The organism is Catenulispora pinistramenti, from assembly GCF_018274385.1.
GTDB lineage: Bacteria > Actinomycetota > Actinomycetes > Streptomycetales > Catenulisporaceae > Catenulispora > Catenulispora pinistramenti.
Window position 1 is genome coordinate 123,181 of the sequence record NZ_JAAFYZ010000001.1, and the last position, 16,174, is coordinate 139,354.

Annotated in this window: 1 protein-coding gene; it reads right to left on the minus strand. The window is 74.3% G+C overall.

The window, feature by feature from the left end; all coding sequences use genetic code 11:
- Nucleotides 1-38: 38 nt before the first annotated feature.
- Nucleotides 39-16,169, minus strand: a complete 16,131-nt coding sequence (locus KGQ19_RS00155) for a type I polyketide synthase (protein WP_438801857.1) — start codon at nucleotides 16,167-16,169, stop codon at nucleotides 39-41.
- Nucleotides 16,170-16,174 lie beyond the last annotated feature (5 nt).

A 16,174-nucleotide genomic window follows, 5' to 3' on the forward strand; every position in this document is an offset into this window, starting at 1 on the left:
GAAGAGCTTGTCCTGGTTCTCCATAGCACTGTCTCCCATTAGTTTTCACCGAACTCCCGGTCCAGGAAGTCGAAGACCTCGTCCGGGGTGGCGGAGCCGAGATCGACCACCGCCTCGTGGGCCTGCTGGGCGCCCTGGTCCCCGATCCAGCGGGACAGCAGGGCCTGAATCCGCCGGGTGACGTCGTCGCGGGTCCGGGAGTCGGCGGTCAGGCCGGCCAGGCTGGTCTCCAAGCGGGCCAGCTCGTCGAAGATCGGCGCCGGCGCGTCGGCCGGGACGACGTCGTCGTCGAACATCAGGGTCCGCAGGTACTCGGCCACCGCCGCCGAGCTCGGCCAGTCGAAGACCAGCGTCGAGGGCAGCCGCAGCCCGGTCGCGGCGTTGAGCCGGTTGCGCAGTTCCACGGCGGTCAGCGAGTCGAAGCCGAGCTCCTTGAACGCCCGCGCCGGTTCCACCGCCTCGCGCGAGGAGTGGCCGAGCACGTCGGCGACGTGCGCCCGCACCAGCTCCAGCAGCATCCGGTCGCGCTCGGCCCGGGCCATGCCGCCGAGCTGCTGCACGATCGAGCGGTCCGCGGCCACCGGGGCGCCGCCGGCCGCCGGCCGCGCCGGGCCGCCGGCCAGGCCCCGCCACAGCGCCGGCACCGGCTCGCCGCGGCCGGCCCGGGCCCGCATGCCGGGCACGTCCAGCAGCGCCGTCACCAACAGCGCCTCGTCCCGCTCCAGCGCGGCGTCGAACAGGGCCAGGCCCTGCGCTGCGTCCAGGGCGGTCATCCCGCCGCGGTTCATCCGGCTCTTCTGCTCGGCACTCAGATCGCCAGTCAGGGCACTGGCCTCGGCCCACAGCCCCCAGTCCAGAGCCACGGCGGCCAGACCGGAGCTGCGGCGACGCGCGGCCAAGCCGTCCAGGAAGGCGTTGGCCGCCGCGTAGTTGCCCTGGCCCGAGCCGCCGAACGCGGCCGCCGCCGAGGAGAACATCACGAAGGCGTCCAGGTCCAGGCCCGCCGTCAGCTCGTGCAGGTGCCAGGCGGCGTCGGCCTTGGGCCGCATCACCGCCGCCACCCGGTCCTCGGTCAGCGAGGTGACCACGCCGTCGTCCAGGACGCCGGCCAGGTGCACCACCGAGGTCAGCGGCCGGTCGGCGGGCACCGCGGCCAGCACTGCGGCCAGCGCGTCGCGATCGGCGGTGTCGCAGGACACCACCGAGGCCGCGGCCCCGCTGTCGGCCAGCCGCGCGGCCAGCGCCGCGACCGCCGGAGCCGCCGGGCCCGAGCGGCTGGCCAGGACCAGCCGGCCGGCCCGGCCGGAGCCGGCCAGGTGCCCGGCGACCAGTGCGGCCAGCGTCCCGGTGCCACCGGTGAGCAGGACCGTGCCGTCGCGGCGCGGCGTGGTCGGCACCGTCAGCACGATCTTGCCGATCTGTCGGGCCTGGCTCATGAAACGCAGCGCGTCGGGCGCGCGGCGCACATCCCAGCACCGCACCGGCAGAGCCGTCAGGCTCCCGGCCGCCAGCAAAGAGGTGATCTCGGCCAGCAGCTCGCCCAGCCGGTCCGGTCCGGCCTCGGCGGTGGAGAACGCCCGGTAGCGGACGCCGGGATGGTCGGCGGCCACCTGCTCGGCGTCCCGGATGTCGGTCTTGCCCATCTCGATGAACGCGCCGCCGCGCGGCAGCAGCCGCAGCGAGGCGTCGGTCAGCTCACCGGCCAGGGCGTTCAGGACGATGTCCATGCCCTGGTTCGCTGTGCCGACCGCGAACTTCTCCTCGAAGCCGGCGTCGCGGGAGGACGCCAGGTGATCGTCGTCCAGGCCCAGGGCCCGCAACGCGTCCCACTTGGCCGGGCTGGCGGTGGCGAACACCTCCAGCCCCAGATGCCGGGCCAGGTGGACCGCGGCCATCCCGACCCCGCCGGCCGCGGCGTGGATCAGGATCCGCTGACCGGCCCGGGCCCCGGCCAGGTCGACCAGGCCGTACCGGGCGGTCACGTAGGCGACCGGGACGGCCGCGGCCTGGGCGTGGGTGAGCCCTGCCGGGACGGGGGCCGCCAGCCGCGCGTCGAGCACGGCCACCGGCCCGACCGCACCGGTCGCCATGCCGAGCACCCGGTCGCCGACCGCGATCCCGGTCACCGCGCCGCCGATCTCGGTGACCACCCCGGCGACCTCGCTGCCCAGCTGCCCGCGGTCCGGGTCCAGCTCCAGCGGCAGCAGGTCCAGCGTGGCCATGACGTCGCGGAAGTTCACCCCGGCCGCGCGGACCGCGACCCGGATCCGGCCCGGGCCCAGCGGTTCCAGCGCCGCCGGGTGTTCGACCAGGCCCAGGCCGTCCAGGGTGCCGCGGTTCAGCACCGCCAGGCGCCAGGGCCCGTCGGCCGGCGGCACCAGCGTGCCGAACGGCCGGGACAGCCGCCGGGCCAGCACGATCCCGGCCCGCACGGCCAGCTCCGGTTCGGCCGAACCGAGCGCCGCCAGGAGCGTGCCGACCCCGTCGGAGCCTTCGTTCGGCAGGTCGGCGAGGACCAGTCGGTCCGGGTTCTCGGACTGCGCCGAGCGGATCAGGCCCCACAGGGCGGCGCCGCCCAGGTCGCCGACGAAATCGCCGGGGCCGGTCGCGACCGCGCCGCGGGTCACCAGGACCAGGCGGGCCGACAGCAGTTCGTCGGCGGTGAGCCAATGCTGGGCCAGGGCCAGGGCGTCGGCGGTGGCCCGGCGGGCGGCGGCGGCTTCGTCGGCCGGGTTGTCGGCCGGGTTGTCGGCCGGGTGGTCGCTCTGGCCGCCGGTCTGGCTGCCGACCGCGGCCAGCACGGTGTCGGGCACCGGCGCGCCGTCCCGGATCGCCGCGACCAGCGCGGCCAGGTCCGGGAACGTCCCGGTGAACGGGATCGCGGCGGCCAGGCGATGCCGGTCCGGGCCGACCAGGACCATGCGCCCGGCCGGGGCGTCCTCGGCGACCGGGGTCCAGTCCAGGCTGAACAGCCCGTCCCGGGTCGGGCCGGTGGCCGCGCCCAGCCGGGCCGCCGGCACCGGCAACGACACCATGGACTCCACCGACAGCACCGGGAGCCCGGAATCGTCGGCGACGGCCAGGGTCAGCCCGGAGCCCTTGGCGTCCACGCCGAGCCGCACCCGCAGCGCGCCGGCCCCGGAGGCGTACAGCGTCACCCCCTGCCAGGCGAACGGCAGCAGGATCTCGCCCGGTCCGGCTTCCCCGACCACCGGACCGGCCAGCATCGAGGCGTGCAGGACGGCGTCCAGCAGCGCCGGGTGCAGCCCGAACGCCGCGGCCTCGGCCGCCGCCGGTTCCGGCAGCCGGACCTCGGCGAACACCTCGGCGCCGCGCCGCCACACCGCGCGCAGGCCTTGGAAGACCGGGCCGTATCCGTACCCGGATTCGGTCAGCCGCTCGTAGAAGCCGTCCACCGGGACCGGCGTCGCGTCGGCCGGCGGCCAGGCCGCCAGCCCCTCCACCGTGCCGGGGCCGACCACCGGGGCCAGCAGCCCGGTGGCGTGCCGGGTCCAGCCGGTCAGCTCGTCGGCGTCGACCGGCCGGGAGTGGATCTCCAGCGTCCGGTAGCCCTCGGCGTCCGCGTCGGCCACCCGCACCTGGACCTGCACCCCGGCGTTACCGGCCGGCAGTACCAGCGGCGTCTCCAGGGTCAGCTCTTCCAGCCGGGGGCAGCCCGCGACGTCGCCGGCCCGGACCGCCATCTCCACGAACGCGGTGCCGGGCAGCAGCACCACGCCGCCCACCGCGTGGTCGGCGAGCCAGGGCTGCAGACTCGGCGCCAGCAGACCGGTCACCAACAGGCCGCCACCGGCCGCCAGTTCCACGGCCGCCGCGAGCAGCGGGTGGTCGGTGGTGTCCAGCCCGATCGACGAGGCGTCGGGACGGCGCGGCACCGGCACCGGCCAGAAGCGCTCCGACTGGAACGCGTAGGTGGGCAGCGGGACCCGGCGGCTCGCGCCGACGACCGCCGGCCAGTCGACGTCGACACCGCGCACCCACGCCTCGGCGAACGAGGCCAGCAGGCGCTCCGGGCCGCCGTCGTCGCGCCGCAGCGAGCCGGAGACCAGGGCGTCGGGGGCACCGGCGCGTTCCAGCGTCTCGGTGACGGGAGCGGTGAGCACCGGATGCGGCGACATCTCCAGGAAGATCTCGTGCCCGGAGTCGGCCAGGGCGCGCACGGCCCGGTCGAACTCGACCGTCGCGCGCAGGCTGTCGAACCAGTAACCGGCAGCCAGCTCAGGGCCCTGAAGCCACTCGCCGGAGACAGCCGAGACCATCGGAATGCTCAGCCGGCCGGGGGTGATCGGGGCGAGCGCGGCGGTGATCTCCTCGCGCAGCTGCTCGACCTGGGCGCTGTGTGAGGCGTAGTCGACGGGGATACGACGGGCCCGGACCTCATCGGCCTCACAAGCCGCGAGGAGTTCGGACAGCGCGTCCGGCTCGCCGGAGACGACGGTCGCGGACGGGCCGTTGACCACCGCGATCGAGAGGCGGTCGCCGAAGCCTGCGATCCGAGCCCGTACCGCCTCGACCGGCTCGGCTACGGAGACCATCCCGCCCGCGCCGGCCAACACCCGCAGCGCACGGCTACGAAGAGCCACGACCCGCGCGCCGTCTTCCAAAGACAACGCACCGGCGACAGTCGCAGCAGCGATCTCGCCTTGGGAGTGGCCGACCACGGCATCCGGGACCACCCCGGCGGCCTGCCACACGGCAGCCAGCGAAACCATCACCGCCCACAAAGCCGGCTGCACGACATCCACGGCCTCAAGCGCGGCCGGATCAGCCAGAACCTCGTCCAGGGACCAGTCCACGAACGGCGCCAAGGCGCGGCCGCATTCGGCGAGGCGGTCAGCGAACACCGGCGAAGACTGGGCCAGTTCGCGGCCCATACCGGCCCACTGAGCACCCTGCCCCGGGAACACGAACACCGACCGGCCGGACACCGACGTCGAACCGGCCACCACCGAACCGGCGGTCTGGCCGGTCGCCACCGCGGCCAGGCCGGCGGCCAGTTCCAGACGGGCCGATCCCACTACTACCGCTCGGTGCTCGAACACCGAGCGCGTGGAGGCCAAGGACCATGCCACATCGCGCACGTCCAGCTCCGGTCGCGCGACAGTGGATTCCCGCAACCGCTCAGCCTGCGAGCACAGCGCCGAATCCGAACGGCCCGACACGGTCCACGGCACCACGCCACCGACCACCAGGCCAGCCGCGGTACCAAGACCCGCCGCACCCACCGGGTCAGCCTCGGTCACCGCGCCAGCCGCACCCGCCGGATCGGCTCCGGCAGCTCCGGCAGCCTGCGCATCCTCGGCGACCGGCGGCTCCTCCAGAATCACGTGCGCGTTCGTCCCGCTGATGCCGAACGAGGACACCCCGGCCCGCCGCGGACGCCCGGACGCCGGCCACGGCACCGACTCGGTCAGCAGCCTGACGTTGCCCGCGTCCCAGTCGATGTGCGGCGACGGCTCGGTGATGTGCAGGGTCTGCGGCAGCGTCCGGTTCTGGAGCGCCAGGACCATCTTGATCACGCCGGCGGCGCCGGCCGCGGCCTGGGTGTGGCCGATGTTCGACTTCACCGAGCCCAGCCACAGCGGCCGGTCCTCGGGCCGGTCGCGGCCGTAGGTCGCCATCAGCGCGCCGGCTTCGATCGGGTCGCCGAGTTCGGTGCCGGTGCCGTGCGCCTCGACCACGTCCACGTCGGCGACCGAGAGCCCGGCCCCGGCCAGTGCGGCGCGGATGACCCGCTGCTGCGACGGGCCGTTCGGGGCGGTCAGGCCGTTGGAAGCGCCGTCCTGGTTCACCGCGCTGCCCCGGACCACCGCGAGGACCTGATGTCCGTTGCGGCGCGCGTCGCTCAGCCGCTCCAGCACCACCATGCCGACGCCCTCGGCCATGCCCATGCCGTCGGCCGTCGCCGAGAACGCTTTGCTGCGGCCGTCGGGGGCCAGGCCCCGCTGCCGGGAGAACGACACCAGGTCGCCGGGGGTCGCCATGATCGTGACACCGCCGGCCAGGGCCAGCGCGCACTCCCCACCCCGCAGTGCCTGGGCCGCGAGGTGGATCGTGACCAGCGAGGACGAGCAGGCGGTGTCCACGGTCACGGCCGGGCCTTCGAGCCCGAGCACGTAGGACACCCGCCCGGACAGCACGCTGGTCGCGTTGCCGGTCATCAGGTGGCCTTCCAGCCCGCCGGTCCCCTGCAACGCCGCCTGCAGTCCGACGCCGTAGTTGGACGTCGCGCCGCCGACGAACACGCCGGTCCGGCTGCCGCGCAGGGCCCGGGGATCGAGCCCGGCCCGCTCCAGCGCCTCCCAGGACACTTCGAGCAACATCCGCTGCTGCGGGTCCATCGCCAGCGCCTCGCGCGGGCTGATCCCGAAGAACGCGGCGTCGAAGTCCGTGGCCGCGCCGACGAAGCCGCCGCCGCGCACGTAGGAGGTGCCCTCGCGGGTCGAGTCGGCGTCGTAGATCAGGTCCAGCGGCCACTCCCGGTCCCGCGGCAGGTCCGAGACCGCGTCGGTCCCGGTGGACAGCAGCCGCCAGAAGCCCTCCGGGTCCCGGACGTCGCCGGGGTACCGGCAGCTCATCGCCACGATCACGATCGGGTCGGCGTCCGAATCGGCGGCCGGTCCGGCCGGGGCCGCCGGCGGGTTCGCGACCGTGGCCGGCTCGGCCTCCGCCGCCCCGAACATCTCAGTGCGCAGATACCGCGCCAGCACCAGCGGGGTCGGGTAGTCGAACAGCAGCGTGGCCGGCAGCCGCAGCCCGGTCACCCGGCTGACCTGCTGGCGCATCTCCAGCGTGGTCAGCGAGTCGAAGCCGAGGTCGGCGAAGGCCCGCTCGGCGTCGACGGCGTCGGCCGAGTCGTGGGACAGGACGATGGCCACACCGGTGCGGATCAGGTCGATCAGCGCCCGCTCCTGCTCGGCCGCCGGCCGGCCGCCCAGCCGCTCGGCCAGCTCGCCCCGGTCCAGGGCGGTCTGCGGGCCGGCGTCCGTGCCGGTGGCGGCCTGTTCCTGCTGAGCGGCCACCACCTCGGGCAGATCCCGGACGAACGGGCTGGGCGCGGCGGCGAACTGCGGCCAGTCCACGTCCATCACCGCCAGCAGCGGGTCGCCCTCGGCCAGCGCCTGGCCCAGGGCCTTGAGCGCCGGCTCGGGATCCATCGGCGGCAGCGCGCCGCGCCGCATGCGCTGCCGGACCGCGTCGTTGGCCTCGGCGACACCGCCGCCGGCCCAGGGTCCGTAGGCCACGGACAGCGCGGCCAAGCCCTGCGCCGCCCGGTGTTCGGCCAGCGCGTCCAGGTAGGCGTTCGCGGCGGCGTAGTTGCCCTGGCCCGCGCCGCCCAGCGTGGCGGCGGCGGACGAGAACAGCACGAAGGCGTCAAGGTCCTGATCGGCGGTCAGCTCATGCAGATGCGCGGCGCCGGTGGCCTTGGCCGTCAGGACCGAGGCCAGGCGGGCGGCGTCCAGGCCGTCCAGCAGACCGTCGTCCAGGATGCCGGCGGTGTGCAGGATCGTGGACAGCGCCGGGCCGTCCGCGCCGATCCGCGCGAGCAGACCGGCCACCTCTTCCCGGCGGCCGACGTCGGCGGCCAGCACCGCCACCGCCGCGCCGCGCTCGGCCACCTGCGCGGCCAGGCCCGCGACCCCGGTCGCGACCGGGCCGGACCGGCTGGTCAGCACCACTCGCGGGGCGCCCAGGCCGGCCAGCCAGCCGGCCAGGTGCCCGGCGAGGGCGCCGGTGCCGCCGGTGATCAGGACACTGCCGCGCGGCGACCACTCGTCGGCCACGGTCCGCGCCAGCGGCGCGTGCCCCAGCCGCCGGGCCAGGATGCCAGAGCCGCGCACCGCGACCTGGTCCTCCTCACAGCCGGCCAGCACCGCGCACAGTCGCTTCGCGGCCCGGTCGTCCAGCCCGGCGGGCAGGTCGATCAGGCCGCCCCAGCGGTCCCGGTGCTCCAGGGCCACCACCCGGCCCAGGCCCCAAGCCTGGGCCTGCACCGGGTTGGCCAGCGCCTCGCCGGCCCCGGTGGCGACGGCGCCGCGGGTCAGGACCCACAGCGGGGCGTCGGCGCCGATATCGCCGAGCGCCTGCACCAGGGTCAGTGTTCCGGCCAGACCGCGGGAGACCTCGGGCTGGTCGGTCAGCGGCGTCTCATCCAGGGCGAGCAGCGACACCACGCCGGAAACCGGAGTCCCGGCTTCGGCTTCGGTGATCCGCGCCACCAGCGCCGCGCGGTCGGTGTCGCCGTCGATCACGACGGTCTGCGCACCATGACTGGCGAGTGCCCGCGCCGTCTCGGCGGCGGTCTCCGCTTCCGTCTCCGGCGCCACGATGAGCCACCGGCCGTTCAGACGCACGTCCTGCGGGTCGGCGACCGGGGACCACCAGACCCGGTACCGCCAGTTGTCGATGGCGGCCCGTTCCCGTTCCCGGCGCCGCCAGGCGGCCAGCGCCGGGACGATCTCGTCGAAGGAGCGGGTCCCGTCCACGGCCAGGGTGTCGGCCAGGACTCGCAGGTCGCCGCCTTCGACGGCGGCCCAGAACTCGGATTCGGCGGGCAGGCCCGATCCGTCGGCTCCGGCCGACAGGACAGAACCCTGCGACGTCAGCGGGGCCGGCCAGAGCCGGCGTCCCTGGAAGGCGTAGGTGGGCAGCGCGATCCGCCGCCCGCCGCCGAGGACCTTGGCCCAGTCCACGGCGACGCCCTTGCCGAAGGCCCGCGCCATCACCGAGAGGATCTGGACCGCGCCGCTGTTGTCCTGGTGCGTGGTTCCGGAGACCACCGGGGTGACCGCGATGCCGGTCTCCTCGAAGACATCCGCGACCGCGCCCTCCAGCGTCGGATGCGGAGACACCTCAATGAACGAATAGAACCCTTCGTTCGCCAGATCACGGATCGCGTCGGCGAACCGGACCGTGTTGCGGACGTTGGCGAACCAGTAGCCCGCATCCAGCTCGTCACCGGGGACCCACCGGGACAGGGCCGTCGAGAAGAACGGCACCCGGCCCGCGTCAGGCACCACGTCGGCCAGGTCTCGCGCCAGCGCCGATTCCAGCGTCTCCACCCCGGCCGAATGCGCCACGAAATCGGTCTCCGGAACCCGCCAGCGCATCATCCGCTGCGCAGCCAGCTCCGCCTCGAACTCGGCAACCGCATCCGGCTCACCAGACACCACCGTCGCCGCCGGACCGTTCACCGCCGCCACCGAAAGCCGCTCACCCCACGGCTCCATCAGGGCACGAACCCGCTCCTCGCCCATCACCACGGACACCATCGCGCCCGACGACCCCAGACCCGACAGAGCCCGTGACCGCACCACCACCACGCGCGCCGCATCGCTCAGCGACAACGCACCGGCAACCGTCGCCGCCGCGATCTCACCCTGCGAATGGCCCACCACCGCATCCGGTATGACGCCGGCGGTCTCCCACACCGCGGCCAAAGACACCATCACCGCCCACAGGACCGGCTGCACAACCTCAGCCGCATCCAACGACGGCGCACCCTCAAGCCCGTTCACCACATCCAGCAACGACCACGACACCAACGGAGCCAACGCAGCCGCACACTCCGCCATCCGCGCCGCGAACGCCGGGCAGGACACCAACAGCTCGCGACCCATACCAACCCACTGCGCACCCTGACCAGGGAAAACAAACACCGTCTTCCCGACATCACCCGCGACACCGGTCATGACAGTCGGCAGGCCGCGGCCCTCGGCGAGGGCGTCCAGACCGGCCAGCGCCTCGGTGCGGTCGGCGCCCAGCACGATGGCGCGGTGCTCGAACAGCGATCTCGTGGTGGCCAGGGACCAGCCGACGTCCTGCGGGTCCGCGTCCACGCCATCCGCGTTGTCCATGCCGTCCATGGCGTCCAGGAACCGGGCGAGCCGGGCTGCCTGGGCCCTCAGGCCGTCAGCGGTGCGGGAGGAGACGAGCCACGGCGTCACCCCGGTCACCAGCGGCTCGGCCGGACCGCCGACGCCCAGGTCGGCCGGGTCGGCCGCCGGCTCCTCGGCCGGCGCCTGCTCGATGATGGTGTGGACGTTCGTGCCGCTCATGCCGAACGCCGAGACCCCGGCCCGGCGCGGCCGGTCCACGGCCGGCCAGGCGACCGGCTCGCTCAGCAGCCTGACGTTCCCGGCCGTCCAGTCCACGTGCGACGAGGGGGTCTGGGCGTGCAGGGTCCGCGGCAGCACGCCGTTGCGGATCGCCATCACCATCTTGATCACCCCGGCGACGCCGGCGGCGGCCTGGGAGTGGCCGATGTTCGACTTCACCGAGCCCAGCCACAGCGGCCGGTCGGCCCCGTGGTCCAGGCCGTAGGTGGCCAGCAGCGCCTGGGCCTCGATCGGGTCGCCGAGCACCGTGCCGGTGCCGTGCGCCTCGACCGCGTCCACCTCGTCCCCGGACAGCCCGGCGGCGGCCAGCGCGGCGCGGATGACCCGCTGCTGCGAGGGGCCGTTCGGGGCGGTCAGGCCGTTGGACGCGCCATCCTGGTTGATCGCGCTGCCGCGGACCACCGCCAGCACCTCGTGCCCGTTGCGGCGGGCGTCGGAGAGCCGCTCCAGCAGCAGCATGCCGATGCCCTCGCCGATACCCATGCCGTCTGCGGAGTCGGAGAACGCCTTGCACCGGCCGTCCGGAGCCAGGCCCTGGGTCTGGCTGAAGCCGATGAACACCGCCGGGTTGGCCGTCACCCACACCCCGCCGGCCAGCGCCAGCGCGCACTCGCCGTTGCGCAAGGCTTGCGCGGCCAGGTGCAGGGCCACCAGCGCGGAGGAACACGCGGTGTCCACGGTCACCGCCGGACCGATCAGGCCCAGCGCGTAGGACACCCGGCCGGACAGCACGCTGGCGGCGTTGCCGGTGATCATGTGCCCGTCCAGGTCGCCGAGGCTGGCGCTGTAACCGGACGGCGAGGCGCCGACGAAGACGCCGGTCTGGGTGCCGCGCAGCGCGACCGGGTCCAGGCCGGCCCGCTCGAACGCCTCCCAGGAGGTGTCCAGGAGCAGCCGCTGCTGCGGGTCCATGGCCATCGCCTCGCGCGGGCTGATCCCGTAGAAGGCGGCGTCGAAGTCGGCGACTCCCTGGGCGAAACCGCCGGCCTTCACATACGAGGTGCCCGGGTGTGCCGGATCGGGGTGGTAGATCTCTTCGATGTTCCAGCCCCGGTCCCGGGGGAACTCCGCGACCGTGTCGGCGCCGGCGTCCACCAGCTGCCACAGGTCTTCCGGAGTGCGCACCCCGCCCGGGTAGCGGCAGGCCATCGCCACGATGACGATCGGGTCGTCGTCGGCCGCGGCCCCGAACGGCTGCGGGACCGGCGTCACCGGATCGGCGGCCGGTGTGCCGCCGAGCCGCGTGCGCAGGAAGTCGGCGACGGCGGCCGGGTTCGGGTGGTCGAACAGCAGCGTGGCCGGCAGCCGCAGACCGGTCTCGGCGTTCAGCCGGTTCCGCAGTTCCACGGCGGTCAGCGAGTCGAAGCCGAGGTCGCTGAACGCCCGGCCGGCCGGCACGGCCTCGGTCGAGGTGTGGCCGAGCACGCTGGCCGCCTCGGTCCGCACCAGATCGACCAGCAGCCGGTCCTGGTCGGCGCGGGACAGTCCGGCCAGCCGCCGGCCCAGGCCGGTCGGCTCAAGGGCACCGGCCGGACCGGTGCGCTCGGCATCGGCGTCGGCGTCGGCGGCCAAGGCGCTCCGCACCTCGGGGAGATCGCCGATCAGGGTACTGACCCGGCGCAGGCTGAAGGCCGGGGCGAACTTGGCCCAGTCGACGTCGGCCACGGTGAGCAGGTCCTCGCCGGCGTCCAGGGCCTCGCCCAGCAGCCGGACCAGCGTCGCCGGCTCCATCAGCCGGAGTCCGCGGCGCTCCAGGTACCGGGCGCCCTCGCCCTCGGTCATGCCGCCGCCGCCCCACGGGCCCCAGGCCAGCGAGGTGGCCGCCAGGCCGCGCGAGCGCCGGTCCTGGACCAGCGCGTCGAGGTGGGCGTTGGCCGCCGAGTACCCGGCCTGGGTGCCGCTGCCCCACGTCGCGGCGATCGAGGAGAAGACCACGAACGCGTCCAAGTCCAGCCCGGCGGTCAGCTCGTCCAGGACGGTCGCGCCGACCGCCTTGGCACGCAGCGCGCAGGCCAGCTCCTCGGTCGTGCTGTCGGCGAGCGCCGTCGACTGGACGACGCCCGCGGTGTGGATCACGGCGTTCAGTGGGGAGTCGCCGGCCGCGAGGCGGTCCAACAGCCCGGCGGTCCGGGCGCGGTCGGCGACATCGCAGGACACGACCTCGACCGCAGAACCCTGTGACGCCAACAGCGCCGCCGAGCGGGCCACCCCGGCAGCGGCCGGACCGGTGCGACCGGTCAGCACGATCCGCGGGGCGCCACGCTCCGCGAGCCAGCCGGCGACGTGGCCGGCGACCGCTCCGGTGCCGCCGGTGACCAGGACCGTGCCGCGCGGCGTCCAGGATCCGGTGCCGCCCCGGCGCTCGGCGGCGCGGGTCAGGCGGCGGGCGGATACCCCGGTGGCCCGGATCGCGACCTGGTCCTCGACGCCCGATCCGGTGTCGGCGGCGGCCAGCACCCCGCACAGCCGGGCGGCGGCGCGGTCGTCCAGCACCGCGGGCAGGTCGACCAGACCGCCCCAGCGCTCGGGGTGTTCGAGGGCTGCGACCCGGCCCAGGCCCCAGACCTGGGCCTGCACCGGGCTGGTCTGCGGATCGTTCGCCCCGGTGGCGACGGCGCCGCTGGTCAGAACCCACAGCGGGGCCTGCACGTCGGCATCGCCGAGCGCCTGCACCAAGCCCAACGTGCCGGCCAGACCGGCCGGGACATCCTGCCGGCTCGGCAACGCCCGCTCATCCAGCGCCAGCAACGAGACCACACCGGCGATCGCTTCGGACCGATCGCCCAGCGCCGCCTCGATCAGAGCGCCCAGCACCACGCGATCGGTGCCCGCGTCGCCGAGGACGTCGACGACCACCGACGCCACCTGGGCACCACGAGCAGCCAAGGCTTCCCCGGTCGCCGCGACCAGGTCCGGCCGGACATCCGTCGGCGTGACGAGCAGCCAGGTCCCCGACAGCGTCGAGGACGCGGGGTCGGTGAGCAGCTTCCAGTCGATCCGATAGCGCCACGCCTCGGTCGCCGCCCGGTCCCGCTCGCGGCGGCGCCACGCGGCCAGGGCGGGCACCACCTCGCCGAGCCGGTCGCGGTCGCCGACGTCGAGGGTGTCCGCCAGCGCCGCCAGGTCACCGCGCTCGACGGCGGCCCAGAACCGTGCGTCGACCGTCTCGGCCGGGCCGACCCCGGGCCGGGCGGCGAGGGCCGACGCCTGGTTCGGCTCCGGCCAGAACCGCTGCCGCTGGAAGACGTACGTGGGCAGCCCCACCGGCCGCCCCGGGACGACCGCGGACCAGTCGACGCCGACCCCGGCGGCGAACGCGGCGGCGAAGGCCCGGATCAGCCGCTCGGCCCCCGGGTCTTCCCGCTCGACGGTCCCGGTGACCAGGTCGAGGTCGTACCCGGCGTCCTCGGCGGTCTCCGAGACCGCCGTGGTCAGCACCGGCTGCGGCGAGACCTCGATGAAGTTGCGATAACCGTTGCCCGCCAAGGTCCGGACGGCGTCGGCGAAGCGGACGGTGTCGCGGACGTTCGCGAACCAGTAGCCGCCGGTGAGCTCAGTGCCCTCAATCCAGCTGCCGGTGACCGTCGACAACATCGGAATCCGTGCGGCCTGCGGCTCGATCCCGGCAAGACCCTCGGCCAGCACACTCTCAAGCGCATCCGCACCAGCCGAATGCGCGACATAGTCCACCACCGGGAGCCGCCACCGCAGCACCCGCTGCTTCGCCAACTCCGCCTCGAAAGCGTCCACCGACTCGGGATCGCCCGAAACAACAGTCGCAGCAGGCGAATTCACCGCAGCGACTGCAAGTCCCTCGCGCCCCGCGATCAGCTCCCTGACGCGATCCTCGGGCATGACGACCGACACCATCGCGCCAGCCGCGTTCAGCGAGGACAGAGCCCGCGACCGGACGACGACAACCCGCGCCGCATCCTCCAACGACAACGCCCCGGCAACCGTCGCCGCAGCGATCTCGCCCTGCGAATGACCGATCACCGCATCCGGGACCACCCCGGCGGCCTGCCAGAGGGCAGCCAGGGACACCAGAATCGCCCACAGCACCGGCTGGAAGACCTCGGCAGCATCAAGCGAAGGCGCGCCGTCGGTCCCGGCCACCACATCCAACAGCGACCACGACACCAACGGAGCCAACGCTTCTGCGCACTCCGCCATTCGCGCCGCGAACACCGGAGACGAGCTCAACAGCTCTCGGCCCATGCCGGCGAACTGCGCACCCTGACCCGGGAACACGAACACCGACCGACCCGCGCCAGCGTCCGACACCACACCGGAGACCACCGCATCAGCAGCCTGACCAGTCGCCACCACCGCCAACGACTCCGCATACGACCCGAGCACCACAGCCCGGTGCTCGAACACCGACCGCGTCGCCGCGAGTGAGTAGCCAACATCGCGCGGATCCAGCTCCGGCCGCGCCAGCGCGAACTCCCGCAGCCGGCCGGCCTGCGCCCGCAACGCCGTCTCGCTACGCCCGGAAACCACCCACACCGGGCTCGGCGCGGCCAGCACCGCGGGACGGTCGTCGATCGGCTCCGAGGCCGCGAGCGACGCCGAACCGGGGTTCTCAGGGTCCTCATCCGGCTCGGCCGCGCTCGGCGCGGGCGGGTCGGCGAGGATGATGTGCGCGTTGGTCCCGCTGATGCCGAACGAGGAGACCCCGGCCCGGCGCGGCTTCTCCCCGGCGGGCCACGGCCGCGCCTCGGTCAGCAGCTTGACGTTCCCGGCCGACCAGTCGATCAGGTGCGAGGGCTGCTCGGAGTGCAGCGTGCGCGGCAGTTCCTCGTTCTGGAGCGCCAGGACCATCTTGATGATCCCGGCCACGCCGGCGGCGCACTGGGAGTGCCCGATGTTGGACTTGACCGCGCCCAGCCACAGCGGCCGCTCCGCGCTCCGGCGCCGGCCGTAGGTGGCCAGCAGCGCCTGGGCCTCGATCGGGTCGCCGAGGGTGGTCGCCGAGCCGTGCGCCTCCACGGCGTCCACGTCGTCGGGGGCGACCCCGGCGTTCTGGAGCGCGGCCTGGATGACCCGCTGCTGCGAGGGGCCGTTCGGCGCGGTCAGACCGTTCGACGCACCGTCCTGATTCAGTGCGCTACCGGCGACCACGGCCAGCACCTGGTGCCCGTTGCGGCGGGCGTCCGAGAGCCGTTCGAGGACGACGACACCCGCGCCCTCGGCCCAGCCCGAACCGTCGGCGTCCGCGCTGAACGACCGGCAGCGGCCGTCCGCTGAAACGCCGCGCTGCCGCGAGAACCCGACGAACACCGCCGGGGTGGACAACACCGTCGTGCCGCCGGCCAGGGCCAGGTCGCACTCGCCGATCCGCAGCGCCCGGCAGGCCAGGTGCATCGCGACCAGCGAGGAGGAGCACGCCGTGTCGATCGTCACCGCCGGGCCCTCCAGGCCCAGGGTGTAGGAGACACGGCCGGACAGCACGCTGGTGGACACACCGGTCATCAGGTAGCCCTCGGAGGCGGTGCCCGCGAGGTCGGCGCCGTAGCCGGAGGCGAAGGCGCCGGCGAAGACACCGGTGGCCGAGCCGCGCAGCGAGGCCGGGGCGATTCCGGCCCGCTCCAGCGCTTCCCAGGACACCTCCAGCAGCAACCGCTGCTGCGGGTCCATGGCCAGCGCCTCACGCGGGCTGATCCCGAAGAACGCCGGATCGAAGTCCGCCACGCCTTGCAGGAACCCACCGGAGGCGACGTAGGAGGTGCCGGGCTTGTCGGGGTCCGGGTCGAACAGCCCCTCGACGTCCCAGCCCCGGTCGGTGGGGAACGGCACGATGGCGTCGCCGCCCGCGGACAGCAGCTGCCACAGGTCCTCCGGGCTGCGCACCCCGCCGGGGTAGCGGCAGCCCATTGAGACGATCGCGATCGGCTCGGCCGCGCGCTCCTTCTCCTCACGAAGCCGCTGACGAGTCTGCCGCAGCTTGGCGGTCACCTGCTTGAGGTAATCGCGAAGTTTTTCCTCATCCGTCACTTTGCATCGCCATTCTGTGTGACCGTGTTGGATCTGCG